We start from the raw sequence: 23,703 nt of genomic DNA, 5'->3' as shown, positions 1-23,703 counted from the left end.
AGAGCGGTGAAGGAAAAGCTGCATCTCTTGCAGCTTTTCTTTTGCCAAGCTCTTTCTCATCAAAATATCTCTGAAAAGGAGCGTCAAATCGGTGGATTATATCATTGAAATGCTTAATATACGCAAGGAGTTTCCCGGAATCGTCGCCAATGATGACGTCACGCTTCAAGTGAAAAAAGGCGAAATACACGCCCTTCTCGGTGAAAACGGCGCCGGAAAATCGACACTCATGAACGTTTTATTCGGCCTGTATCAGCCGGAAAAAGGCGAGATCCGGGTGCGGGGCGAACGCGTTCACATCAACAGCCCGAACAAAGCCAACGATCTTGGCATCGGGATGGTGCACCAGCATTTTATGCTTGTGGATACCTTTACCGTCTCAGAAAATATCATTCTCGGAAAAGAGCCGAAAACTTTCGGCCGGATTGACAGACAGCGCGCCGACCGGGACGTGCGCGATATTTCCGACCGTTACGGCCTGCACATTGATCCTGAAGCCAAAGTTGCCGATATTTCCGTCGGTATGCAGCAGCGGGCGGAAATATTAAAGACCCTCTACCGGGGCGCCGACATTCTCATTTTTGACGAGCCGACCGCGGTGCTGACTCCGCACGAAATTCAAGAACTGATTCAGATTATGAAAAATCTTGTCAATGAAGGAAAATCAATTATCCTCATCACCCACAAATTAAAAGAGATTATGGAAGTCTGCGATCGTGTCACCATCATCCGGAAAGGAAAAGGCATTACAACACTCGATGTCGCACATACGGATCAAGATGAACTGGCAAGCCTGATGGTCGGACGCGAAGTGTCATTCAAGACGGATAAACAAGCGGCCGATCCGAAACAAGAAGTGCTTTCACTTTCTGATGTAACGGTTAAAGACGCGCGCGGCGTTGAGGCGGTCAAGCAGCTCTCCCTCTCAGTCAGAGCCGGTGAAATCGTCGGCATTGCGGGCGTTGACGGAAACGGCCAGTCTGAATTAATTGAAGCCATTACAGGTCTCAGAAAAACAAATGCCGGCACGATCACGTTAAACGGCAAACAGCTGCAAAACATGCCGCCCAGGAAAGTCACTGAAGCCGGAATCGGGCATATACCGCAGGACAGGCATAAACACGGGCTCGTCCTTGATTTTCCGATCGGAGAAAATATCGTGCTGCAAAGTTATTACCAAAAGCCCTACTCTTCTTTCGGCATATTAAATAAACACACGATTTATGACAAAGCGCGAAGCCTGATTGAAGAATACGATGTCAGAACACCGGATGAATATACGCCTGCGCGCGCTCTCTCCGGGGGGAATCAGCAAAAGGCCATTATCGGCCGGGAAGTGGACAGAAATCCGGATCTTTTAATTGCGGCCCAGCCGACGCGGGGACTCGATGTCGGCGCGATTGAATTCGTCCATAAAAAGCTCATTGAGCAGCGTGATGCCGGTAAAGCGGTGCTTCTGTTATCTTTTGAACTTGATGAAATAATGAATCTCAGCGATCGCATCGCCGTCATCTTTGAAGGCAGCATCATCGCAAACGTCAATCCGCTTGAAACAAACGAGCAGGAGCTCGGACTTTTAATGGCGGGAAGTAAGCAAATGGAGGCGGGGAAAACACATGATTAATCGACTTTCTCATCTGGCTGTGCCGCTGATTGCGATCATCCTTGGGTTAGCTGCGGGTGCGGTCATCATGCTCGCCAGCGGCTACAATGTCGTAAGCGGGTATTCGGCTCTTTGGAGCGGCATTTTCGGTGAAGTGTATTACATCGGGGAATCGATCCGGCAGATTACGCCATATATTTTGTCCGGATTGGCCGTGGCATTCGCATTTCGGACCGGCCTGTTTAATATCGGGGTTGAAGGACAGCTCCTTGTCGGCTGGACCGCCGCGGTGTGGGTCGGCGCTTCCTTTGACGCCCCCGCTTATATCCACCTTCCGCTTTCGTTATTGGCGGCCGCGGCTGCGGGCGGCATTTGGGGCCTGATTCCCGGATTTTTAAAAGCCCGTTTTTTTGTCCACGAAGTGATTGTCACGATCATGATGAATTATATCGCTCTTCATTTAACCAATTATCTCATTTCCGATGTCATGACGGACCACCGGGACAAAACAGACAAAATTCATGAAAGCGCGTCGCTCCGCTCGCCGTTTTTAGAGCAGCTGACAGATTACTCCCGCCTTCACTGGGGCATTCTGATCGCTCTGTTTGCGGCAGTTCTCATGTGGTTTATCATTCATAAAACAAAAAGCGGATTTGAATTCCGGGCTGTCGGCTTTAACCAGCACGCCGCACAATACGCCGGAATGAGCGTCAGAAAAAATATGATGTACGCCATGATGATTTCCGGCGCCTTCGCGGGGCTTGCCGGCGCGATGGAAGGACTCGGAACCTTTCAATACGCGGCGGTTAAGGGCGCTTTTACCGGCGTCGGCTTCGACGGCATTGCGGTTGCGCTTCTCGGCGGCAGCACGGCAATCGGCGTTGTCCTGGCGGCATGTCTTCTCGGCGGCCTTAAAGTCGGGGCATTAAATATGCCGATTGAATCCGGGGTGCCTTCTGAAGTCGTTGACATCGTCATCGCCATTATTATTTTGTTTGTGGCATCAAGCTACGCCATCCGTCTCATCCTTGATAAATTGAAGAAAAAGGGGGCGAAGTAAGTGGACTTCCTGCAGATTTTATCCATTATTGTCCCGGCAACACTCGTATATGCGGCTCCGCTTATTTTAACCGCTCTCGGCGGCGTGTTTTCTGAAAGATCGGGAGTTGTCAACATCGGTCTTGAAGGACTGATGATTATCGGCGCCTTTACAAGCGTCATGTTCAACTTATTTTTCGGACGCGAGCTTGGCGCCGCCGCTCCGTGGCTCGCCTTGGCTGCGGCTATGATTGCCGGCGGACTGTTCTCACTGATCCACGCGGCTGCCTCGGTTTCTTTCCGCGCCGATCAGACGGTAACCGGTGTGGCGATCAATATGCTCGCGTTAGGAGCGACACTGTTTATCGTCAAGCTGATCTACGGAAAGGCCCAGACTGATAAAATCCCGGAGCCCTTTTACAAAACGAACATTCCCGGGTTAAGCGATATTCCGGTTTTAGGAAAGATTTTCTTTTCTGACGTATATTATACGTCGATTTTAGCCATCGTACTGGCCTTTGTTTCCTGGTTTATTCTATTCAAAACGCCGTTCGGCCTCCGCATCCGTTCTGTCGGGGAACATCCGATGGCGGCCGATACGATGGGAATCAATGTGTTCGGCATGCGCTATATCGGCGTTATGATCAGCGGGCTGTTCGGCGGGCTCGGCGGCGGTGTATATGCTTCCACGATCGCGCTTGATTTCACCCACTCCACCATTTCCGGGCAAGGCTTTATCGCTCTTGCCGCGCTGGTTTTCGGCAAATGGCATCCGATCGGCGCGCTCGGGGCGGCGCTGTTCTTCGGGTTTGCGCAGAGTTTGAGCATTATCGGCTCGCTTTTGCCCCTGTTCAAAGACATTCCGAATGTATACATGCTGATGGCTCCTTACATTCTGACCATTCTCGCGCTTGCCGGCTTCATCGGCCGCGCGGACGCGCCTAAAGCCAACGGCATCCCTTACATTAAAGGAAAACGCTGATTGCCACACAAAAAGAGTTCCGCACCCTGGTGCCGGAACTCTTTTTATCTATATACGATTCTGATATACTCACGCGGCTGAAACGGCGTTTGCATTGATTCAGCCGCACTCAGCTTGTCTTCTGCGTATTCCGCACCGAGAAAAAAACGCTCCCAATTATCCGCCTCCGTCTGCTGCCTCCCTTTGCAGAAATCGTCCGCTATGAATGTTCCTGCAATAATAGAACAAAATATTCCAATACAGGCCGCCGCCTTTCTCTTCATCTGACCAGCTCCTTTTTTAAAAGCTTGATCTGAAAGATAAATGTATATACAAAGATCAGGATATTTGATAAATTTATTTTGGGTTCAAAAGACCACAAAAACACAGAAAGGAATACATTATGCCGTAGCAGGGTAAAAAAAAGTGCGATATAATTTGTACTGGGTCCTATGACCGTGAATTGATTGATTCACTCTTACATAAAGCAGTTGCTTGATGAAAAACAAGCAAAGGAGGTCTTCTGTTGCAGCTGTTACATTTCGCGATTTTGGCGCCTTTTTTATTTGCATTTATCGTTCCCTTTCTTTATAAACGGGTAAAACAAGTCCATACAGGCTGGTTTGTGCTGATAGTGCCCGTTGTGCTGTTTGTTTACTTTATCAGCAAGCTCCCTGTCACAATGGCTGGGGAAACCGTCCGGTATGCGGCCGAATGGATTCCGTCCCTCGGTATTAACTATACCGTTTATATTGACGGACTCGGGCTGTTATTCGCTTTATTGATTACGGGCATCGGCTCTTTGGTGACGCTTTACAGTATTTTTTACTTATCGAAGGACAAAGAAAAGCTCGGCCCCTTTTATGTGTACCTGCTGATGTTTATGGGCGCGATGCTCGGCGTTGTGCTCGTCGATAACGTCATCGTGCTTTATATGTTCTGGGAGCTGACAAGCCTGTCATCCTTCTTATTAATCGGGTATTGGCATAAGCGGAAGAAATCACGCTACGGTGCGGAAAAGTCACTGCTGATTACCGTCGGCGGCGGACTGTGCATGCTTGGCGGCTTTATCCTGCTGTATCTGATGACGGATTCTTTCAGTATCAGGGAAATGGTCAACCAGGTGCATATTATCGCAGGCCATCCATTCTTTATTCCGGCGATGGTTCTCCTGTTATTGGGGGCCTTTACGAAATCAGCGCAGTTTCCGTTTTATATCTGGCTGCCTGATGCCATGGAGGCGCCGACTCCTGTCAGCGCCTATCTGCACTCGGCTACAATGGTGAAAGCGGGCATTTATGTGATTGCCAGATTCAGTCCGGTTTTTGCATTTTCACCCGTCTGGTTTTGGACGGTTGCCTCAGTCGGTCTGATCACGATGGTATGGGCTTCCTTCAATGCGATTAAACAAACCGATTTAAAAGCGATTCTGGCATTTTCCACAGTCAGTCAGCTCGGTATGATTGTATCGATGCTCGGCGCAGGAGCCGCCGCGCTTCATTACCAGCATTCAGAGTATTTTACGGCGGCTGTCACCGCGGCTGTGTTTCACTTAATTAACCATGCTACTTTTAAAGGAAGTTTATTTATGGCGGTCGGCATTATCGACCATGAAACGGGAACGCGGGATATCCGCAAGCTCGGCGGCCTGATGGCGCTCATGCCGGTAACGTTCACCATTTCATTGATCGGAACATTTTCCATGGCCGGCCTCCCTCCGTTTAACGGCTTTTTAAGTAAAGAAATGTTCTTTACAAGTATGCTGCGGATTGCTCATGCAGATATTTTCAGCTTGGATACGTGGGGCGTGCTGTTCCCCGTTCTCGCATGGATCGGGAGCGTCTTCACTTTCATCTACAGCATGAAGCTGTTTTTCAGAACGTTCAGCGGCGCGCGCAAACCTGATCAGCTTGAAAAGACGCCGCATGAAGCACCGCTCGGCATGCTGATTTCGCCGGTGATCCTTGCCGCTTGCGCCGTCAGTCTGTTTTTTGCACCGAACGTTTTGTCTTACAGCCTGATTGAACCGGCGATGAACTCCATTTATCCGGCTCTGTTAACCGGCGGAGATACATTCCATGTCCATATTTCCCAGTGGCACGGGGTGACGGCTGAGGTAATGATGACCATCGGCATCATCATTGTCGGCACGATCGGTTACGTAACGCTGTCTAAATGGGAGCGTTTGTACGGTCTGTTTCCGAAAAAACTGACGCTGAACAAGCTTTACGATGCGGTGACGGGCAGTATGGAAAAAAGATCTTACCAGCTGACGTCATCGTATATGACCGGATTTTTGCGGGATTATCTGCTGTATATTTTTGCGGCGTTTATCATTCTCATCGGAGCGGCGTTCGTCATGAAAGGCGGCTTTTCCATGACAACGAAAGGCATGGCTGAAATCGGCCTGTATGAAATCGTGCTGTCCCTCGTTATGGTGAGCGCAACGATTGCGACTGTGTTCGCCAAATCGCGGCTGACGGCCATTATCTCACTCGGTGTTGTCGGGTACACACTCGCGCTGTTTTTCGTGATTTTCAGAGCGCCCGATCTGGCGCTCACGCAGCTCGTCATTGAGACGATATCCGTCGCCTTGTTTCTTCTTTGTTTTTACCATCTGCCGAAAATGCGGCGGAAAAAGAAGACAAGAACATTCCGGATGACGAATTTTATCATTTCTCTCGGTGTCGGCGTCATCGTGACAATGCTCGGAATCGCATCTTCCAGCGAAAAAACAAAAGACAGCATCTCCTCCTTTTTCACCGCTTACAGCCATAAGCTCGGGGGAGGAAACAATATCGTCAACGTCATCCTCGTTGATTTCAGGGGATTTGATACGATGTTTGAAATCACGGTGCTGTCGATTGCCGCACTCGGGATTTACGGCATGATCAGAACAAAAGTAAAAGAGGAGGGAGAAGAGCGTTGAGACAGCAAAAAACAAACGACATCATCCTTCAGACGGCAACGAAGCTTGTATCTTTTATCATTCTGCTTTTCTCTTTCTATTTATTTTTATCGGGGCATAACGCTCCCGGCGGAGGATTTGTCGGCGGACTGATTACGTCTTCGGCCATCGTGCTGTTGCTTTTGGCCTTTGATTTAAAAACCGTCAAATCGATTTTGCCCGTCAATTTTATTTATGTGGCGGGCGCGGGTCTGCTTATCGCGATTGCAACGGGTGCAGGTTCGTTCTTATTCGGAGCACCCTTTCTCACCCATACATTCGGCCATTTTCATCTCCCGGTGCTTGGGAATACGGAGCTTGCAACGGCCACTTTGTTTGATTTAGGTGTGTATCTCGTTGTTGTCGGCGTGACGATGACCATTATTCAAACGATTGGAGAGGAAGAATAGTGGAAATCTTAATGTCTGTCATTGCCGGTATTTTGTTTATGGCGGCAACCTACCTGCTGCTTTCTAAAAGTCTGCTGCGCGTGATTATCGGCACCGCGCTTTTAAGCCACGGCGTCCATTTGCTGCTCCTGACCATGGGCGGACTGAAAAAAGGCGCTCCTCCCATACTGGGCGGAAAAAGCACGTCGTTTGTCGATCCGCTGCCGCAGGCACTCATACTGACGGCGATCGTTATTTCGTTCGGCGTCACGTCCTTCCTGCTTGTGATGGCGTTTCGCGCCTATCAGGAACTGAAAACGGACGATATGGATCGAATGAGGGGAAATGATCAACATGAATAACTTTGTGATATTATCTATTCTGGTGCCGCTGCTTGCCGCAGTGCTGCTGATTTTTATGAACAGGCACGTGATGCTGATGCGGATATTCAGCACTGCCGCTTCCTGTGTCTCCATCGCCATCAGCGCCGCTCTCGTTCAGACTGTTTTCACACACGGGATTCAGACGCTGACACTCGGCGGATGGAAAGCGCCGTACGGCATTGTGCTCGCCGCGGATCAGCTCGCCGCACTGCTTGTTTTGACAACCGCCATAATCGGGCTGCTCGTCACCCTGTACTCCTTCCGCTCCATCGGAGAAAAAAGGGAGCGCGCTTTCTATTATTCAGGGGTGCAGTTTCTTCTGGCCGGCGTAAGCGGAGCGTTTTTGACGGGTGACCTGTTCAACATGTATGTCTTTTTTGAGCTTCTGCTTATCGCGTCCTACATGCTGATCGTGCTTGGCGGAACGAAAATTCAATTAAGAGAATCATTGAAATATATCGTGTTTAACATTGTGTCATCAGCGTTTTTTGTCATCGGCGTCGGTTACTTATACGCGGTGACGGGCACGCTGAATATGGCTGATCTAAGCGTAAAAATAAGCGAATCGGGCCAGACCGGGCTGATCACCGTCATCGGCGTCCTTCTTCTCGTCGTTTTCGGTTTAAAGGGCGGGATATTCCCGCTGTATTTCTGGATGCCGGGCTCTTATTATGCCCCGCCGGCTGCAATTTCGGCTTTATTCGGGTCTCTTTTGACGAAAGTCGGCCTGTATGCCATTTTAAGAGTATTCACTCTGATCTTTATTCACGATACGGGCTTTACCCACCAATTGATGATGTGGCTTGCGATGCTGACGGTGCTATTCGGCGTAATCGGATCTATCGCCTTTTCGGATGTCATGAAAATCGTCATCTACAATATTATTACAGCCGTCGGCGTGATTTTGTTCGGCATTGCCATGAACACGCCTGCCTCCATTCAAGGAGCGGTTTATTACTTGATTCACGATATGCTGATTAAAGGAGCGCTGTTTATGCTTGCCGGCACGCTTATCGCATTGACAGGCACTGCCAGCCTGCATAAAATGGGCGGACTGATCACCCGTTATCCCGTTTTAGGATGGATGTTCTTTATTTCAGCCATATCTTTGGCCGGCATCCCGCCGTTCAGCGGATTTGTGGGCAAGCTGAAGATCGCGGAAGGCGGGTTCGATAAGGGGGAAACATTGTTTTCCGTATTGATTCTCTTATCAAGCCTGCTTGTGCTCTATTCCGTGCTGAAGGTTTTTACGACGGCTTTTTGGGGGGAAGAAAAAGAAATCCCCGGCGCAGGCGGTCGGTCCGCAAAAGGACTTCTTTATCCGGCAGCCGCTTTTCTCCTTTTGTCGCTTCTGTTCGGGCTCGGAACCGAATGGGTTTCACCGTATGTTAATCAGACGGCTGAGAATCTGCTGAATCCGGAAAAATACATTGAAGCTGTTTTGAAGGAGTAGATGGCATGGCTTTTCAACTATTATTAAATGTTCTTCTCGCTGTTTGCTGGATGTTTCTCACAAACAGCCTCAGCGCGGCGGGTTTTTTGACCGGATTTATCGCGGGCTTGGCGGCGCTGTTTTTTTTCCGGCGCTTCTTCTCGCGGCCGTTTTACATTTGGAAAATATGGTCGGTCATCAGACTGATGCTGATCTTTATAAAAGAATTATATTTGGCCAATGTCAGCGTGCTGAAAACCGTTATATCGCCGAAACTGAACATCCGCCCGGGCATTTTCGCATTTAAGACGGAATTGACGGAGGATTGGGAGATCACGCTGCTCTCGCTGTTAATCACTTTAACACCTGGTACGCTTGTAATGGATATCTCCGATGACCGGTCGATTCTCTATATACACGCCATGGACATTGAAGATGCGGAGAAAGCAATCCATGACATCCGCGTCTCTTTTGAGAAAGCCATTCAGGAGGTGAGCCGCTGATGTTTACGTTTATTCTGCAATTATCACTCGGCATTATGGCGGTTTCGACTCTTCTGTACGTCATTCGCGTCATAAAAGGGCCTACGGTACCGGACCGGGTTGTCGCGCTTGATGGGATCGGCATTAATCTGATTGCCATGACCGCGCTTGTATCCATTCTCTTAAACACATCGGCCTTTTTGGACATCATACTGCTGCTCGGCATTTTATCGTTTATCGGCACGATTGCCTTCGCTAAGTTTTTAGAGAAAGGAGAGATTATCGAAAATGATCGAAATCGTTAAATGGACCGTCGCCGTTTGTATTCTGATGGGATCGCTGATCTGCCTGGTCGCGTCTTTCGGCACACTCAGGCTTCCTGATGTGTATACGCGCGCCCACGCCTCTTCAAAAGGCTCGACACTCGGCGTTAATTTAGTATTGCTCGGGGTGTTAGGCTACTTGTGGATGCTGACCGGAGAAATTTCTGTAAAAATACTGCTCGGCATCATTTTTATCCTGCTGACGGCGCCGGTCGGAGCGCACCTCATATGCAGGGCCGCGTACAATTCGGGAGCGGCGCTTGATAAAAGAAGCGTTCAGGATGATTACAAAGGGATCAGAAACTTTGTGATCAAACGAAAAGAAGATTCATATTTGTAAAAACAAACAGCCGGACGATTCAGGGTTCCGGCTGTTTGTTTATTTTGTTATAACAGCCAGCGTGCAGCGGGAAACACAGATCAGCCTTTCCCGTTCATCGAAAATGTTAATCTCGTACACAATGGTTGCCCTGCCTGTGTGAACGGGTTTCGCAATCGCTGTGACCGTCCCGCCCTCTTTCACGGATTTTAAATGATTGGCATTAATCTCAAGCCCGACACACGCCTGTTTCGACCTGTCGATAAAATGCTGGGCCCCGACACTTGCAACAGTCTCTGCCAGCGCTGCTGACGCGCCACCATGCAGATATCCGAAAGGCTGCACCGTCCTCTTATCCACCGGCATCACCGCTACGCATCTCTCCGGCGTGTTTTCAGTGATTTCAATACCGAGTGCACCGAGCAATGTATTGTTCAGATTCATAGGTCATTCTCCCTTCAAGATTTATAGTACGTTATCTGACTTGGCGATCAGCACCGCTTCAGTTCGGGAGCCGACATTCAGCTTGTTAAAAATGGATGTCAGGCTGTATTCAATCGACCGCTTGCTTAAGTGAAGCGCATCTGCGATTTCCTGATTGGTCAAACCTTTTTCGACCTCTTGGAGAATATGGCGCTCTCTCTGTGTTAACCGATCCTGCTCACTTTGAGGGGAAGAAGACGTTTTTGTTTTTTGCTGGGTCATCAGCTGTTTGAAATAGGAGAAATCAACTAAAATCTGTCCGTTGAGCACGTGATATATGTATTGCATGATTTTCTCTTTAGATTCGGTTTTGCTGATGGCGCCATGCAGGCCCGCGCGGATGGATTCTTCAAAATAATCTTCAACCTCATAGCCTGTGTAGACAATGATTTTACAGAGAGGATTCTCTTTTAAGATTTTCTTGGAAAGCTCTATGCCGCTGATGTCATCACCCAGATTTAAATCCATTAATATGAGATCGTAAGCTGAAAAATCATGCCGGAGAACGAATTGTTCACTGGCATCAGGACTGAGGCAATCGACAGAAAGATTCGTGTCCGTTTCCAGAATCGTCTTGGTGCCCTCCATGACAGCCGGATGATCATCAATCACTAGTATCTTTTTCATGGTTTCCTCCCTTTTACTCACTCATTTCCATTTTATTAAAAAGACTTGGCTTCTGCCAAGTCGATTTGGTGATAAATTGGTTACAATTCCATTTCAATATCCGCTTTAAAACCGTTTCCTTCACTTGTGTCGATTTTCATCCGTCCGTCAAGCGCCCGGACACGCTCCTTAATACCCGAAAGACCCATGCTCATCGACTGCCCGCCGCCTTCTTCCTGATTGCATCCGACACCGTCGTCTTCATAATGCAGAATCACTTTATTTTGAATGCTGATCAGCATAATCAGCACCTCATTCGCCTGTGAATGCTTCATGGCGTTCGAAAGAAATTCCTGAATGATGCGGTACAAATTCAGCTGTGTATCCAAATCCAGCGCCGCCGTAAACCGGCCCGTATTCAGACGGATATGAAACGGCGCACGCTCCTGCTGCTGCGCGGCAAGCTTGGATACCGCCTTGACCAGACCCAAATCATACAGCAGCTGAGGACGCAGCTCATGGCACGTCTCCCGGGTCATCAAAATGACATCCGACATCTGCTCATTCATCTGATGAAGCTTGTCCTGCACCTCTAACTGGCAAGGCTCCTCTTTCTTAAAATCGGCCAGAAACAGCTCACACTGGCGCTTCAAAGAAATCAAGTCCTGCAGCACTGAATCATGCAGATCACGGGCCAAATCCGAACGCTGCTTTTCCTCGATCGTAAACATCAGCTTTTTGAGCCAGACCGGGTTTGAGCCTTGTTGTTTTAGATCTTGTAAATGGTTCATAAGTTCTTCGATCTGCAATATGTTTTCCATCGAAACACTTGTATAAAAAGACAATGTCTTTAACCAAGATATCTCATCTCTTGTCAGTCTCGGAGTATTAATGCTCGACAAACAAAGCAGAACGTATGAGTTTGCCCCTCTTTCTCCAATCTTCATCAGAAAACCTTGATTTACTTCAATAATCTTGCCAATCTCTGATGTGACTTTATCAAATTCTTTTTTATACGGCTGCCAGTTCGGTTCACTGTTCTGTTTATCAAAATACAGAATGTCTCCGTCAGAATTGATTTCAAATATATAAGCTTTACTAACAGGCAAGACGTCCAAAATAGTCTTTTTCAAATTCATAAACACTTGATTTAAAGCTGATACGCTTTTAAGAAGCTGTGTATATTTATAAATGCTGTCTTGATAATTATATTTTTCTGAAAAACGTTTCAGGCGGAATTTGTAGTCTAATACCTCTTTAGTGTAAAAGACTGCTAAAAAAATCAAAAACACATATAAAGTGATTTGAATGGTGTTAAAGTGATTCCCTTTACTTTCATATAAGATAGAAAGCCATACAACCCCTATTGTAGGAACAATAGACAAAAAACTATAGTATCTAATTCTTCCCAACAAAAAGTCTATATCATAAATCTTGTTGACAACAAATTGATAAACCAATGCCAACGGAATAATGAGCAGAAACGGAGCCGTTACTATAGCTGAATAAATATACTGTCCTAAAATAATTTCAGAAAGAAGATAAAGAACAGTAAATGGTAAAAAAGCTATTGTGTTAGAGATTAGTAACACTTTTAATAGATAAGCATGATCTCTCTTTCTATAAATAATGCCATAATAAATAATGTACATATACACTATTATTATCTCGATAAAAAATGTTAATAAATTCATATCTCTAACAAAGTATAAATCATATCGATATCTAAAAAGTTCTGTAACAACGTTAAGGACAGGTAAACTGTAAAGAATATATACTATACTCTTTGCGGAAAATTTTATTTTTAATTCTTTAAAATATTGATATAAAAAATGAAGGTATAGTACAGGCACATTTAAAAAAGTGAAAAGATTAACATATCTATTTATCTCATATCCTCTTGTTACACCGCCTGCACTTAAATAAGCTATCGATATAAAAATTAAGAAGCAGATTAAAATATAAGCAGAAACTGTATTTTTTATACGATTGACTTTGTATATATAGAAAATACATAATAAGCTTAGTGCAAATAATATACAAGGGACAATATAAATAAAGAAACTGACTGAACTGTTTAAAGACAAATCCTCTGAACCATGCAATTGAATTTCATGATTACCTCTCTCAACCTTTAAGTTATTAGCCTTTGCTAAATACCCATTTTTAACATTTTGAGAAGAAGGCATGTGTCCATTTATCTCTAGAATTTTGTCCCCTTCTTTTAAATTCAAGTATCTCCCATAAGAGGATTTTGTAATCTTAACAACTTTAAGCTCATGTTTTGATGTTTCAACAACATAGGTTCCGACTAAAATTCCATTCTGGGTAAAGTATATAATATGTGCAATATAGAAAAAACTAAATATCAACAGTGCGATTGAAAGGTGCTTATAAAAATAGCTCAATGGATCACAACTCTCTTAAAAATTATTGATCCCAAAATGTAAATTCAGGTTTTTTCTTATAAGTGCTGTTACTGAATATCTCTATAATTGCAGGAATAAGTGAATGCGGAATTCCGATCAAGCAAACTTCCCCCTCTTCCAATTGATGGATCACTCTTGGATTTTCTATAAGATAATTCACAATGTCTTGTTTCTTCATATTACTCCCCCATAATTCTCACCATAGATTAATTCTTATGTTCAACTTTTCTATTTCGTTATTAATTTCATTTTCATATATTTTAATTAACATTAAAACATATTGTCTGACTCCTGCTTTACAAAGCAATTCTTCAAAATAATCTCTGTCCGATATGAGAGAGTAATAGCTGTTTTTAGAATTCATCATATTTAAAACTTTTTTTGAGGCACTATTAAACTGACGATTTAAAAACAAGTTTATCAAAGTTCTTTTCTTCTTCTTTATATCACTGCGGCTTTTATCAAATAAACCATAATAGTCATTTTCGATTTGTTTAATCATGCCAATTTTATAAGAGTAATTCTCAATTGCTTCGTTAAATTCACCACTTGCAAGCATCGCCCCTAAAACAGCAGACATTGCAGTTAACGATCCTGATTTCTGTTTTATCATACGTAGACATTCTTCTTCAGTCTCCGGAAAATTTCTTAAATCATTATGCTGACCTTGCATTGCATTTAAGGCATATTTTATTGCATACTGTGAAAATTCGATGTTTGATTCAAGCTCACAAATGGTTTGCAGGCTTATTGAATACAGAGAAGTCGCCGCATTCAGAGATATAGCATGGTCAGTTTGCATCCATGCCTTATTAGAGTTGTCTTCATCTTCAATATCGTCAAAAATATCAAAAGCTAAAATTAAAAGTTCAATTCCAGCTGCCAGTAGTGTGATTTCCGAGGAATGTGTACCCTTAAAAGCAACATAATGCTGGAAAGCAAGGATACCGAATGAAAAATGCTTCTTTTCATTAATGAAGGTCAAAAGAGTCTCTTCTAAATGAAGATTATCGACTTTCTCCCCAACAATCTCCTTCATCTTCTCTTTAATCGTTTCGGCATCTAAACACATTTGCTCAATAATTGTCTTCACCCTCCCATTCTATTTTACTAAATGCAGGTGATGAAAGACAGCAGGTTTTTCGTTTTTTAACAATCGTATAATACTTTATCCATGAAATGGATAAAAAATGCACAAAAAAAAGACTTGTTTCCAAGTCTTTTTAAGAAATTTTCATTGCATATGAGAATTTATCGAGCTGATCAATGCTTTTGTTAATGTTTCGTAATGAGTCGGTTGTTTCTCTGATATCATTTTCAAGTCGGAATAATAATTGCTTTACTTCTTCTAATTTGTTTTCCACCGTTTCCACACTCCTTTTTTTGAAAGATCAATGAATTGTGTATGGTGAACGAGTCCTAGGTATTTGATCTGTTACTAATAGTGTAAACGTTTTTGCGGGATTTTTCACCGAAAAGTATGTGTAAAAGTATCTGCGTGACACCGCAAACCAGGGTAATCCCATAGTCCCGAACAGAGCATTTAGCGAACAGGACTATATAACTACCAGAAAGGCAGACGTTTAGGATGAAGCAGACCAATCTGGCGGTTCTGCTGTTTTTTTAACGGTTTTCCGACAAACCGGCAAGGACTATAGTCCCTGCCGTCGCAATTTCAAAACAGAATGGGCGAACAGCGTCGCATAACCACCGACAAACACCGAAAAGACCGCAACCCCCGCATTGTGGTCTTTTTGCATGTCATAACTCGTTATCACGCAGCCTATACTCATGTATAACGAATGTTTTCTCAGGAAGGAGGCCGCCGTATGCATTATGTGTATCCATGCTGTCCTGTTTTCGCCGCGCCATACCGGCATCCAGCGCCCAGTGCCCCGGTTCACGCAGATATTTTGACAGCGTCCGCAAAAGAAGCTGCGGGCATGCTGGAGGATGCGCGCCTGCTCCTTGCGCGGCTGTCGGCGTCAAAAGAGCTTGCGCGCCGCATCCTCACCGCAGCGCAATCATCTGACACCGCAGCGGTCAAGCGGCTCATTAAGCAGACCGGCATCAAAAATGACTTTGACGTGACGTATAATCCCGACGGCATCCGTGTCAGTCTGGTCAGAGAGCAAAGCCGGTTTATCATCGCCCTCAGGTGGTCGGCTTAAAGCGGCTCAATCCACGATCAGCTGCCGGCACCATTCGATCGCCTGTAGGTAACATTCATACGCTTCTTCTTTGTTCAGTTCTTTTCCCCACTCGTCACAGTCCCAGTTGTTGCATTCAATGGCTTTGACGAGCGCGAGCATCTTATAATAATCGTTTTCATAACCGAGCAGCGCCTGTCCGACTTCATCGATTAAAGGCAGTTCTTTGATGATATCCTCCAGCTCCCTGTGGAGAAGCGTATCGATGAGCGAAAACATGCCGATCAGCATGTAAGAAGAGGGCTGGGGTCTTCCGGTTCTTTTCGCCAGCAGTTCGCACAGTTTGGCCCTGATTAAGGAAATCTTAATGATTTCTTTTTGGCTTGAGTGGCTTTTCGCCGTTAAATCTCTGAATGAAAGAATGTAAATCAAGCGCTTAATCTCATTCAGCCCGAGCATCATGATGGCCTGCTGGATGCTGTCTATCTTTTTTTTCAGCCTTGTTTGCGATCCGTTTAAAAAACGCAGAATCTGATACGATAAGCTGACGTCCCGCTCTATGTATTCCGTCACGCGCTGTATATTGGGCTGGTCATTGTTTAATTCGCTTAAAAGCTGGTAGTAAGAATGAAAATGAAACGTCAGATCATTTCCGCTGATGACACGCGGTTCACTGAAAAAATATCCTTGAAACAGGTGAAAGCCGTCTATGGCCGCCTGTTTATAATCTTTTCTCGTCTCCACTTTCTCCGCTAAATAAATCAGACTTTTACAGCTGTACGTCTGAATGATTTTTTTGCGCTCCAGACGCGAGGATTGCAAAAAGTCGATTTTTAAAATATCAATATATTTCATCAGCTGTTCCACTAATTCTTCATTTTCCGGATTGATGGCGTAAAAATCATCAAGTGCTAATGTATATCCTAATTTCTTCAGCTGTCTGCATCTTGAGATGAGTGCCGGAGTGATCGGTATGTCCTCAAGAATTTCGATAATAAGCTGGTCAGGATCAAAGGAGGTAGGGAGATCTGAAAACATCAGGCTTTCTGTAAAATTCACAAAGCAGCGTTTCCCCTCAGTCAGCTTTTCGATTCCGATGTTGATAAAGCTGTTAATAATGAGATCCGTCGTAGCTTTATCTCCGTCAGCGGCCGAATAACGGTTCTCTTCGCTCTCCCGGTAAAGAAGTTCATAAGCAACAACCTGTTCGTTTCTGTTGAAGATAGGCTGTCTCGCAACAAACACCTTCATTCATTTACCCCCTTAGATGCGGCCTTCGAACATAAGTATATCAAATAACTTGACGAAATTTGTCTAAATGTGAAAAATATTATCACAACAAAAAGGCCTTTCCAGAGAAAGGAAAGGCCGCTTTGTCTTCTATTCAAGTTCCCGTTTCAGCTCGCTTTTGATTTCATGAATCCGCTGCATCTTGTTGCTCCAGCAGTCTTCGCTTAAATCGACCGGATATTCTTCCGGCTTGCTGATCCGTTTGTATTCCTCCCACAGAAGTTTGAGGTTATCCTGCACGTATTGCTGGATGTCGGTAATTTCGGGATTATCATAGCATAAAACGCCGTTTTCAAAGATCGGCTCATGCAAGTCTTTCGCATAGAAGTCAGTGACGAATTTGCTGACGAACGTGTGGACGGGATGGAACATTTTTAAGCGTTTCTGATCATTTACCCGCTCGTCATAAAGCGCGATATAATCACCTTCCGAGTGGTGATTCAGCTTGTTGATAATCCGGTATACTCTCTTTCTTCCCGGCGTTGTCACTTTTTCAGGGTTTGACGAAATTTTAATGGTGTCAGTCAGCTTGCCGTCCTCTTCAATGGCGACAAGCTTGTAAACCGCGCCGAGGGCCGGCTGATCGTATGCGGTAATCAGCTTCGTGCCGATGCCCCACGTATCGATTTTCGCTCCTTGGGATTTCAGATTTAATATCGTGTGCTCGTCAAGATCGCTTGAAGCAATGACCTTTGCGTCTGTGAAACCCGCTTCATCAAGCATTTCACGCGCTTTTTTTGACAGGTACGCCAAGTCCCCGCTGTCCAAGCGGATGCCGATGAAGTTGATCCGGTCGCCGAATTCCTTTGCGACTTTAATCGCATTCGGCATGCCCGAACGGATCGTATCGTACGTATCTACGAGAAATACGCAGTCTTTGTGGGTCTCCGCATATTTCTTAAATGCCGTATATTCATCGCGGTACGCTTGTACGAGCGCATGAGCGTGCGTGCCGGATACCGGTATATTAAAACGCTTTCCGGCTCTTACATTACTCGTTGCGCTGAAGCCGCCGATCAGAGCCGCTCTCGCTCCCCACATAGCCGCATCCATTTCATGGGCGCGCCGCGTTCCGAATTCGAGGGCGTCTTCGTCACCGACAACGCCTTTAATGCGGGCCGCTTTCGTGGCGATTAATGTTTGGTAATTCACAATGTTAAGCAGAGCCGTCTCAATCAGCTGGGCTTCGATCAGGGGCGCTTCGACCCGCATAATCGGTTCGTTGTTAAAAACGAGCTCGCCTTCTTTCATGCTGTAAAGAGATCCGGTAAAAGAAAGATCCCGTAAATAATCAATGAAATCATCAGCATAGTGCAATTCCGTTTTTAAATAATTCAGATCGCTGTCGGTAAATTTGAAGTTCTCCAAGTATTCGATTGCTTTTTCTAAGCCCGCAAATACCGCATAGCCGTTTTCAAAGGGAAGCTTTCTGAAAAAAAGCTCAAAAATCGCTTTTTTCTCATGAATGCCGTCTCTCCAGTACGTTTCGGCCATATTAATTTGATAAAGATCTGTATGTAAAGACAAACTGTCGTCTTTAAAACCATGCTCCACCAAAATTATTTTCCCCTTCCTTACTCTGCCACTTGCGCTCCGATGCTGTTCTTAAAATGGGACAGGGCCCATTCATGCCCTTCCGGATTAAAGCTGGCCACAGCGTTTTGATGAATGACGATCTGAAAGCCCTTGTTGTAGGCGTCAACCGCCGTGTGAAGAACGCAGATGTCCGTGCACAGGCCCGCAAGATGCAGCTCAGTGATCTGCCGTTCCCGCAGTTTCAGCTCTAAATCCGTTCCCGCAAAAGCAGAATATCTCGTTTTTTCCATATAATTTACGTTTTTTGCGTGTTTATGTTTCTCATAAAGAGGCGATAGCCTTCCGTACAGCTCTTTGCCCTCCGTGCCGTTGATATTATGCGGAGGAAACAGGCGTGTCTCGGGATGAAAGTCATCGTCTGCATCATGCGAATCTACCGCAAAGACAACGTAATCACCGTTTTCTATAAATGCTTGCGTCAAACTGACAATCGTATCTTCAATCTGTCTCGCGGGTTCTCCGCAGGTTAATGCCCCGTTCTCTGCTGCAAAATCATTCGTATAATCAATGCATATAAATGCTTTTTTCATAGCCGGCCTCCCCGCCATTCATATGAAAACCATTATATCCTATCTCCACTTGTAAGTGAATTGGCATTGTAAAATGACAAACGGTGTTTTGCCCTTTTAAGATTTCAGGAGTGAGCGCTGAAAAATGTCATCCTGTACGTAAATGCCGTCAAGGTTCACGGCATAATCGGCGGCAAAAACCAGGCCGAGCGGCGTTTCGAATTGAAGGTCCGATATGACGGAGCTTCGGACACCGGCAAGTGCGGCAAGCTTCATATATGGTGAATAAGCATGATACGGGAGCCTTCCGTTTATATAGAGCACCGCGTCTTTTCGGCTTTTCAGCGCCTGTTTCACTTCTTCATACGGCTGCTTTTGCAGCACCTGTCCCTTCGTCAGGGCAATGATGACTCTTTCACGGAGCGAGCCTAAAAATAAATGGCGTTCATCCGGTTTCGTCTGCAGAGGGCCGTACATCCCCTGCTGTAAATAAAGGTCAACCGTTTTGTCGCTCATCGGCCTGTCCCTCCTCAGCTTGTTTTACAATTATCGCCCCGGACGGGACGCGGTAAACCGCTTCGTTACATTTCAGCCACCCAATGGGAGATCTTTCCGGCGAGCTCTCCGGCGGGCTCTTCTTCAATCAGCTTGCTGAATGATTGTAAAAGCCGCTGCGCCAGCGCCTTTTTCTCTTCCTCATAGGAAATGATCGTGCTCCACTCAAGTTCCGGAACGGCTACAAGGGTATGCTGTTCTTTTTTATTTTCATGCAGATATACATCACCGATCATTCCGGACTGCACGGTAATATTCGCTTTTCTGATTTTCATAAAAATTCCCCTTTTATAAAGACTGATTCTATTATACTACAAAAAAGCGACAGCCTCCTAAAAGGAGGCTGTCACGCGTTAAACCAATCAGGTTCGTCAAACACATCGATGTCTTCAAAGCGCGTTTTGCTGAATTTATTAGTAACTTTGATAAAATCTCCGGAATGAAACGCCCCTGCCCCCGCGCCTGAGTGGTCAACGGCTTTGGGAGAAATGGCAAACACGTCACCGAAGCTCGCCGCAGCGTCTCCGGCTAAACTCATAATATAAATCGGTCCCACAATTGCAGGCATACCCACACCTCCGCTTTTCTTTACAGCATTTTATGCGCTGCATCGGGAGTTGTGCCCGTTTTTATTTCGGCTTGCGGCTGTCTTCGAGCTTTGACCGCTGACGAAGTTTGATAAGCCGGACGATATTTAAGACAAAAGCTTTTAAAACCGCGTAAACCGGCACGGCCAGAATCATTGCGAGAATGCCGCCGAAACTGCCCGCTCCGATAAGCAGAAGAATAATGGTGAGCGGGTGGGTATTCAGCCGTTTCCCGATGACAAGCGGAGAAAGCAGGTTCCCGTCAAGCTGCTGGACGACAACGACAACAATAACGGCAAACAGCGCCTTAGCCGGCGAATCCATAAACGCGATAATCACCGCGGGCGCCGCCCCGAGAAACGGCCCCAGGTACGGAATGATATTGGTGACGGCGATCACCATCCCGAGAATTAACGCATACTGCAGGCCGATGATCCAATATCCGATAAAGCATGCCGTTCCGACAAAGAGACAAATCAGCAGCTGGCCTTGGAAATAGGCGGCCAATGTGACATATAAGTCGTTAAATATTTTCCTGCCTTCCGCCCGGTAGGAAGAAGGCAGGATTTTGACTGCCAAGAGCGGAAACCGCCGGCCGTCCTTCAGCATATAAAACAAAATGAACGGAACGGTGATCACGACAAGCGTGATATTCGTAACGACGCCGAACACGGCCGACAGGCTTGCCGTAATATTTTGCGGAAGGCTTTGTAAAAATCCCGTCAGAGACTGCTGGATTTTTTCTATCGACACATAATCCTGCGTCATCATCCACGTAAACCATTTGGAATGGGATAATTGCGCCGTCAAGACTTGAATCTGATGAATGTAATCAGGGAAATTGTTAATCAGCCCCGTGACCTGGGAAGCCACAATCGGTCCGATGGCGGTGAACATAAAGGCAATCAGGCCGATGAAAACGAGATAAATGAGCAGGATCGCCAATGTCCGGGGGATTTTTTTCTCAAGCAGGCGCACGATCGGATTAAAAATGAAAAACAAAATGCCCGAGATCAAAATCGGAAAAAACAGAGTGGTGATAAAACCGAAAAACGGCTGAAAAATAAACGAGACTTTCGTTGATACGTAAATAATGAGCAAAACGAGCAAAATTTGCAGCGTCCAAAAATGGACCTTTGATTTCAACAAGCGGTTTCCTCCTATTGTCATGTGAACTTGTACTGTGATTGTACCAAAAAAAGCCGCCGTGCATCTATGTATCTCAAAAAGAAGACGCACCGGGGTTCTATAGAGCCGCCTCCGGTTTGCGCCTTATTCGGGCTGTTACACGCGTTCGGTATAATCAGGCATGACGGAAACCACATGGCGGTTTCTGATATAAAATATACGGTCATGCGTTTCTTCAATGGCGATGTGATCCGGAGTGGCATCAATCAGCCGTCCTCTGATAATGCGTCTGACGGTTTGAATAATAAACCTTGAGCCGATAAGCTTATGGATGGTCTGATAAACGTAAGGGTCCACTAACGAGACGATTTGCGGGCTTCCTTGATGGGCCATTTTCGCTGATCCCCTTTACTATGTTTTCCTTCAGCATATGCAGCGGACAAAGGCTTTGACACAGTACGTCTATCGGAGCGGAAAAGGTGTTAGTGAGCATGCGGAGTTATGTAAGCGGAAAAGGCCGCATGAGTGGCCTAGACTGAGCTTCTTATGGGATATTGGGCTTGGTCAATTAACTGATCAAGCTTTTGGATTTGTTTGAGCGCGGCCGTGTGATCCATTTGGCGGTAATGGTGATGTCCGCCGGGTTCTTCATCGAGTTCATCCGCTTGTTTCACGATTTGCTGGAGCGTATTCTTGTCCAGTTCGCCTTCAGGCAGATAGGAATCGGTGTGAAGCAGAATCGCCAGCGCAATGTCCTTCGCCGCTTTCGGTTCTTCACCGAGCCGGATGAGCAGCTTATGCGCCCGTTCCGCGCCTTTAATGGCATGGATATCGTTTCTTCTGTACTTTTCATAATCCCATTTGCCGTCTGTGTACCATTCATAATGGCCGACGTCATGCAGTAAAGCCGCTTTCGCCGCCAGATCCGGGCTGACACCTGCTTTTACGGCAAGACGGTATGCATGAAACGCGCAGGCGATCGCATGGGCGACACCGGAACGCTGTAAATACTTTTGTGCGATTGGATGGGTGAAGACATCCATTAACGTTACATTTCTCATGGAAACCCCTCCTTATTTATATTTTTAGAATCCTAACATAAATCGAGAAGAAACTCAATTCATCTGATACATTTCTTATACCCCTTATACGTTGTTTCATTCATCATATGCCGCCGGACTCCGAAGTGATTGTACAAACAAAAAAGAGCAGCGTGAACGCTGCTCTACAAAAATTCTTTGATATCGTATATCCGTCCGTTTTCCGGCTCGCCCGCGATCAGTGAGTGAATGACGCCGGCGATGTATTCAGGACTTCTGAGGTTTTTCGTTTCTTTCAGATTGCGGAACCGTTCGATGTCATGAAAATCTTCTTTTGACGAAGAACGGATGACAGCCTGCATGTCTGTATCCATCACTCCCGGCGAGAATGAGATCATGCGGACCGGCAGCTCTTCATCCTCCTGTTCAAACCCGAATGTTCTCGTAAACATATCAAGCCCCGCTTTTGAGCTGCAATACGCGCTCCAGCCTTTATAAGGATTTTTCGCCGCGCCCGATGTGATGTTGACAATTGTTTTGCTGCCGCTGAACGCTTCGAAACGCTTTGTGAACATTTGGCTGAGCAAAACGGGCGCCGTCAGATTAAGGGTGTAATGGCGGTTCAATTCTTCGGCGGAAGCCTCTTTCGCCCGCTTGATCGGTTCCACCATTCCGGCATTGTTGATCAGTGTGACGGCGGAGTATCCCTTCTCCTCTGCTTGATCAAGAATCGCCTTCATCTGCCGCCCGGTATCTGCCAGATCGGTTAAATCAACACTGTATTCTGTCAGTCCCTCGCGCTTTTCCCCGCTTATCGTTCTTGAAAGCGCGGCGACTTCGGCTCCTTCTTGAAGCGCCTGTTCCGTAAGCGCCCGGCCCAAGCCTTTTGACGCGCCTGTTATAAGAAAAAACTGCATGAAACTCCTCCTTTTTTTCTTATTTTACGGGCTGTCTTCCCGCAAACACAAGCGATCCGTTTACCGCTTTGCCTTTTCCTGCGCCGTGACTTTCGGGATCAGATAGATCATCGCCGCAATCCCGAGGAGGATCAAGACGGCATAAATGACAGGCAGCAGATAAGAAGTCTTTTTCTCTTCCGTTTCCATATCTGCCGAGGTACGCCTCACCGCCGGCTCGGCAAATGTGATACCCAGTTTTTTCGATTGCGCTTTGATCGTATTCGGCTCCGTGTCTGACGATGTAAACAAATTTGATATCAGTTTGTCATCCGGGTTTTCGGCCGGCTGATCAAACGTGATATCCTTCTGTTCTTTCGGAAGCGCCGTTTTTTCCTCAGAGTAGGCATCGTCGTGCAGGTAATCCGTACGAATTTCAATGTCTTTCTTTTCATATTCATTCGGCTTGACATCAGTATTTTCCTCATTCGCGGCTGCGGCTTGGGGAAGGAAAAGGAAAAAGGAGAGAGCAAACAGCAGCAATCCTTTTTCCATGA

The 23,703-nt window shown here is 46.0% G+C and carries 29 protein-coding genes; 11 read left to right on the top strand and 18 right to left on the bottom strand.

The annotated features are described in order from the left end of the window. The first annotated feature begins 91 nt into the window (after window positions 1-91). Genes RUW00_RS12920 through nupQ form a run of 3 tightly spaced genes read left to right on the top strand, consistent with a single transcriptional unit; the run spans window position 92 to window position 3,623 of the window. Window positions 92-1,624: an ABC transporter ATP-binding protein gene (locus RUW00_RS12920; RefSeq protein WP_065180458.1), complete on the top strand. Its 1,533-nt coding sequence runs from the start codon at window positions 92-94 to the stop codon at window positions 1,622-1,624. Further along, the gene (locus RUW00_RS12915; protein ID WP_012118308.1) at window positions 1,617-2,663 is read left to right on the top strand and encodes an ABC transporter permease; all 1,047 of its coding nucleotides are present in this window, start codon (window positions 1,617-1,619) and stop codon (window positions 2,661-2,663) included. Before RUW00_RS12920 ends, RUW00_RS12915 begins: the two co-directional genes overlap by 8 nt. Next, window positions 2,664-3,623 (top strand): guanosine ABC transporter permease NupQ, encoded by a 960-nt coding sequence (nupQ, locus tag RUW00_RS12910; RefSeq protein WP_209387543.1) that lies wholly within the window; start codon window positions 2,664-2,666, stop codon window positions 3,621-3,623. Between the two features lie 44 nt (window positions 3,624-3,667). On the opposite strand, the gene RUW00_RS12905 is transcribed toward nupQ, so the two are convergent. Continuing rightward, window positions 3,668-3,886, bottom strand: coding sequence for a hypothetical protein (locus RUW00_RS12905; RefSeq protein ID WP_014721737.1), 219 nt, complete (start codon window positions 3,884-3,886; stop codon window positions 3,668-3,670). Between the two features lie 242 nt (window positions 3,887-4,128). Between RUW00_RS12905 and RUW00_RS12900 the strand changes: the two genes are divergently transcribed. From RUW00_RS12900 to mnhG, 7 genes are read left to right on the top strand one after another with little or no spacing between them, the layout of a single operon-like run. Beyond that, on the top strand, window positions 4,129-6,531 hold the full coding sequence (locus tag RUW00_RS12900; RefSeq protein ID WP_280144584.1) for a Na+/H+ antiporter subunit A: 2,403 nt from the start codon (window positions 4,129-4,131) through the stop codon (window positions 6,529-6,531). Next, complete coding sequence (locus RUW00_RS12895; RefSeq protein WP_007613424.1) at window positions 6,528-6,959, top strand: Na(+)/H(+) antiporter subunit B; 432 nt, start codon at window positions 6,528-6,530, stop codon at window positions 6,957-6,959. Before RUW00_RS12900 ends, RUW00_RS12895 begins: the two co-directional genes overlap by 4 nt. Beyond that, the gene (locus RUW00_RS12890; protein ID WP_003152063.1) at window positions 6,959-7,300 is read left to right on the top strand and encodes a Na(+)/H(+) antiporter subunit C; all 342 of its coding nucleotides are present in this window, start codon (window positions 6,959-6,961) and stop codon (window positions 7,298-7,300) included. Before RUW00_RS12895 ends, RUW00_RS12890 begins: the two co-directional genes overlap by 1 nt. Beyond that, a complete protein-coding gene (locus tag RUW00_RS12885; RefSeq protein WP_280144585.1) occupies window positions 7,293-8,774 on the top strand; it encodes a Na+/H+ antiporter subunit D in 1,482 nt (493 codons plus the stop codon). The genes RUW00_RS12890 and RUW00_RS12885 overlap by 8 nt, the downstream gene beginning before the upstream one ends. A gap of 5 nt (window positions 8,775-8,779) precedes the next feature. Next, entirely contained in the window at window positions 8,780-9,256 is a 477-nt protein-coding gene (locus tag RUW00_RS12880; RefSeq protein ID WP_022553708.1) for a Na+/H+ antiporter subunit E, read from the top strand. Further along, the gene (locus RUW00_RS12875; protein ID WP_017419420.1) at window positions 9,256-9,540 is read left to right on the top strand and encodes a Na(+)/H(+) antiporter subunit F1; all 285 of its coding nucleotides are present in this window, start codon (window positions 9,256-9,258) and stop codon (window positions 9,538-9,540) included. Before RUW00_RS12880 ends, RUW00_RS12875 begins: the two co-directional genes overlap by 1 nt. Next, window positions 9,524-9,898 (top strand): monovalent cation/H(+) antiporter subunit G, encoded by a 375-nt coding sequence (mnhG, locus tag RUW00_RS12870; RefSeq protein ID WP_095273327.1) that lies wholly within the window; start codon window positions 9,524-9,526, stop codon window positions 9,896-9,898. The genes RUW00_RS12875 and mnhG overlap by 17 nt, the downstream gene beginning before the upstream one ends. 39 nt (window positions 9,899-9,937) lie before the next feature. Here mnhG and RUW00_RS12865 read toward each other — a convergent pair whose 3' ends face one another. The 6 genes from RUW00_RS12865 to degQ all read right to left on the bottom strand — a co-directional run bounded on the left by RUW00_RS12865 (window position 9,938) and on the right by degQ (window position 14,759). Beyond that, the gene (locus RUW00_RS12865; protein ID WP_014418761.1) at window positions 9,938-10,321 is read right to left on the bottom strand and encodes a hotdog fold thioesterase; all 384 of its coding nucleotides are present in this window, start codon (window positions 10,319-10,321) and stop codon (window positions 9,938-9,940) included. A 21-nt stretch (window positions 10,322-10,342) separates the two neighbouring features. Continuing rightward, on the bottom strand, window positions 10,343-10,987 hold the full coding sequence (gene comA, locus RUW00_RS12860) for a two-component system response regulator ComA (RefSeq protein ID WP_014418762.1): 645 nt from the start codon (window positions 10,985-10,987) through the stop codon (window positions 10,343-10,345). Window positions 10,988-11,067: 80 nt separating this feature from the next. Further along, the gene (locus tag RUW00_RS12855) at window positions 11,068-13,374 is read right to left on the bottom strand and encodes a sensor histidine kinase (RefSeq protein ID WP_095273328.1); all 2,307 of its coding nucleotides are present in this window, start codon (window positions 13,372-13,374) and stop codon (window positions 11,068-11,070) included. A gap of 22 nt (window positions 13,375-13,396) precedes the next feature. Further along, on the bottom strand, window positions 13,397-13,573 hold the full coding sequence (gene comX, locus RUW00_RS12850) for a competence pheromone ComX (protein WP_095273329.1): 177 nt from the start codon (window positions 13,571-13,573) through the stop codon (window positions 13,397-13,399). A gap of 18 nt (window positions 13,574-13,591) precedes the next feature. Beyond that, the gene (locus RUW00_RS12845; RefSeq protein WP_095273351.1) at window positions 13,592-14,467 is read right to left on the bottom strand and encodes a polyprenyl synthetase family protein; all 876 of its coding nucleotides are present in this window, start codon (window positions 14,465-14,467) and stop codon (window positions 13,592-13,594) included. A 151-nt stretch (window positions 14,468-14,618) separates the two neighbouring features. Beyond that, the gene (gene degQ / locus RUW00_RS12840; protein WP_003152043.1) at window positions 14,619-14,759 is read right to left on the bottom strand and encodes a degradation enzyme regulation protein DegQ; all 141 of its coding nucleotides are present in this window, start codon (window positions 14,757-14,759) and stop codon (window positions 14,619-14,621) included. 465 nt (window positions 14,760-15,224) lie between these two features. Here degQ and RUW00_RS12835 point away from each other — a divergent pair, with 465 nt between their 5' ends. Further along, the gene (locus RUW00_RS12835; RefSeq protein WP_007613435.1) at window positions 15,225-15,566 is read left to right on the top strand and encodes a YuzC family spore coat inner layer protein; all 342 of its coding nucleotides are present in this window, start codon (window positions 15,225-15,227) and stop codon (window positions 15,564-15,566) included. Window positions 15,567-15,572: 6 nt separating this feature from the next. Here the strand turns inward: RUW00_RS12835 and RUW00_RS12830 are convergent, their stop codons facing one another. The 11 genes from RUW00_RS12830 to essA all read right to left on the bottom strand — a co-directional run bounded on the left by RUW00_RS12830 (window position 15,573) and on the right by essA (window position 23,701). Then, complete coding sequence (locus RUW00_RS12830) at window positions 15,573-16,796, bottom strand: EAL and HDOD domain-containing protein (protein ID WP_007613436.1); 1,224 nt, start codon at window positions 16,794-16,796, stop codon at window positions 15,573-15,575. A 129-nt stretch (window positions 16,797-16,925) separates the two neighbouring features. Further along, a complete protein-coding gene (locus tag RUW00_RS12825; protein ID WP_014418767.1) occupies window positions 16,926-18,392 on the bottom strand; it encodes a nicotinate phosphoribosyltransferase in 1,467 nt (488 codons plus the stop codon). 17 nt (window positions 18,393-18,409) lie between these two features. Beyond that, window positions 18,410-18,961, bottom strand: coding sequence for a cysteine hydrolase family protein (locus RUW00_RS12820; RefSeq protein WP_003152033.1), 552 nt, complete (start codon window positions 18,959-18,961; stop codon window positions 18,410-18,412). A 96-nt stretch (window positions 18,962-19,057) separates the two neighbouring features. Further along, the gene (locus RUW00_RS12815; RefSeq protein WP_003152031.1) at window positions 19,058-19,456 is read right to left on the bottom strand and encodes a YueI family protein; all 399 of its coding nucleotides are present in this window, start codon (window positions 19,454-19,456) and stop codon (window positions 19,058-19,060) included. Window positions 19,457-19,521: 65 nt separating this feature from the next. Next, window positions 19,522-19,770, bottom strand: a complete 249-nt coding sequence (locus RUW00_RS12810) for a YueH family protein (protein WP_003152028.1) — start codon at window positions 19,768-19,770, stop codon at window positions 19,522-19,524. A gap of 71 nt (window positions 19,771-19,841) precedes the next feature. Beyond that, window positions 19,842-20,063 (bottom strand): spore germination protein, encoded by a 222-nt coding sequence (locus RUW00_RS12805; protein ID WP_014418768.1) that lies wholly within the window; start codon window positions 20,061-20,063, stop codon window positions 19,842-19,844. A 61-nt stretch (window positions 20,064-20,124) separates the two neighbouring features. Next, window positions 20,125-21,231 carry an AI-2E family transporter gene (locus tag RUW00_RS12800; RefSeq protein WP_014418769.1) on the bottom strand — a complete coding sequence of 369 codons (1,107 nt, stop codon included), beginning with the start codon at window positions 21,229-21,231 and terminating at the stop codon, window positions 20,125-20,127. A 135-nt stretch (window positions 21,232-21,366) separates the two neighbouring features. Next, window positions 21,367-21,603, bottom strand: a complete 237-nt coding sequence (locus tag RUW00_RS12795) for a DUF2642 domain-containing protein (protein WP_179156118.1) — start codon at window positions 21,601-21,603, stop codon at window positions 21,367-21,369. A gap of 137 nt (window positions 21,604-21,740) precedes the next feature. Then, window positions 21,741-22,271 (bottom strand): HD domain-containing protein, encoded by a 531-nt coding sequence (locus RUW00_RS12790; protein ID WP_007613450.1) that lies wholly within the window; start codon window positions 22,269-22,271, stop codon window positions 21,741-21,743. 164 nt (window positions 22,272-22,435) lie between these two features. After that, on the bottom strand, window positions 22,436-23,167 hold the full coding sequence (locus RUW00_RS12785; RefSeq protein ID WP_007408685.1) for a (S)-benzoin forming benzil reductase: 732 nt from the start codon (window positions 23,165-23,167) through the stop codon (window positions 22,436-22,438). A 60-nt stretch (window positions 23,168-23,227) separates the two neighbouring features. Beyond that, on the bottom strand, window positions 23,228-23,701 hold the full coding sequence (gene essA / locus RUW00_RS12780) for a type VII secretion protein EssA (protein WP_014418771.1): 474 nt from the start codon (window positions 23,699-23,701) through the stop codon (window positions 23,228-23,230). Window positions 23,702-23,703 lie beyond the last annotated feature (2 nt).

The organism is Bacillus sp. IS1, from assembly GCF_032461585.1.
Classification (GTDB): domain Bacteria; phylum Bacillota; class Bacilli; order Bacillales; family Bacillaceae; genus Bacillus; species Bacillus velezensis.
The sequence above is the reverse complement of the archived record's forward strand: the minus strand, read 5'-3'. Positions and strand labels throughout refer to the sequence as shown.

Coding starts and splice junctions, on each gene's coding strand:
- RUW00_RS12915 (WP_012118308.1), top strand. CDS start 1,617: ATGATTAATCGACTTTCTCATCTGGCTGTGCCGCTGATTGCGATCATC.
- RUW00_RS12905 (WP_014721737.1), bottom strand. CDS start 3,886: ATGAAGAGAAAGGCGGCGGCCTGTATTGGAATATTTTGTTCTATTATT.
- RUW00_RS12885 (WP_280144585.1), top strand. CDS start 7,293: ATGAATAACTTTGTGATATTATCTATTCTGGTGCCGCTGCTTGCCGCA.
- RUW00_RS12880 (WP_022553708.1), top strand. CDS start 8,780: ATGGCTTTTCAACTATTATTAAATGTTCTTCTCGCTGTTTGCTGGATG.
- RUW00_RS12875 (WP_017419420.1), top strand. CDS start 9,256: ATGTTTACGTTTATTCTGCAATTATCACTCGGCATTATGGCGGTTTCG.
- mnhG (WP_095273327.1), top strand. CDS start 9,524: ATGATCGAAATCGTTAAATGGACCGTCGCCGTTTGTATTCTGATGGGA.
- RUW00_RS12865 (WP_014418761.1), bottom strand. CDS start 10,321: ATGAATCTGAACAATACATTGCTCGGTGCACTCGGTATTGAAATCACT.
- comA (WP_014418762.1), bottom strand. CDS start 10,987: ATGAAAAAGATACTAGTGATTGATGATCATCCGGCTGTCATGGAGGGC.
- comX (WP_095273329.1), bottom strand. CDS start 13,573: ATGAAGAAACAAGACATTGTGAATTATCTTATAGAAAATCCAAGAGTG.
- RUW00_RS12845 (WP_095273351.1), bottom strand. CDS start 14,467: ATGTGTTTAGATGCCGAAACGATTAAAGAGAAGATGAAGGAGATTGTT.
- RUW00_RS12835 (WP_007613435.1), top strand. CDS start 15,225: ATGCATTATGTGTATCCATGCTGTCCTGTTTTCGCCGCGCCATACCGG.
- RUW00_RS12830 (WP_007613436.1), bottom strand. CDS start 16,796: ATGAAGGTGTTTGTTGCGAGACAGCCTATCTTCAACAGAAACGAACAG.
- RUW00_RS12820 (WP_003152033.1), bottom strand. CDS start 18,961: ATGAAAAAAGCATTTATATGCATTGATTATACGAATGATTTTGCAGCA.
- RUW00_RS12815 (WP_003152031.1), bottom strand. CDS start 19,456: ATGAGCGACAAAACGGTTGACCTTTATTTACAGCAGGGGATGTACGGC.
- RUW00_RS12810 (WP_003152028.1), bottom strand. CDS start 19,770: ATGAAAATCAGAAAAGCGAATATTACCGTGCAGTCCGGAATGATCGGT.
- RUW00_RS12805 (WP_014418768.1), bottom strand. CDS start 20,063: ATGCCTGCAATTGTGGGACCGATTTATATTATGAGTTTAGCCGGAGAC.
- RUW00_RS12795 (WP_179156118.1), bottom strand. CDS start 21,603: ATGGCCCATCAAGGAAGCCCGCAAATCGTCTCGTTAGTGGACCCTTAC.
- RUW00_RS12790 (WP_007613450.1), bottom strand. CDS start 22,271: ATGAGAAATGTAACGTTAATGGATGTCTTCACCCATCCAATCGCACAA.
- RUW00_RS12785 (WP_007408685.1), bottom strand. CDS start 23,167: ATGCAGTTTTTTCTTATAACAGGCGCGTCAAAAGGCTTGGGCCGGGCG.
- essA (WP_014418771.1), bottom strand. CDS start 23,701: ATGGAAAAAGGATTGCTGCTGTTTGCTCTCTCCTTTTTCCTTTTCCTT.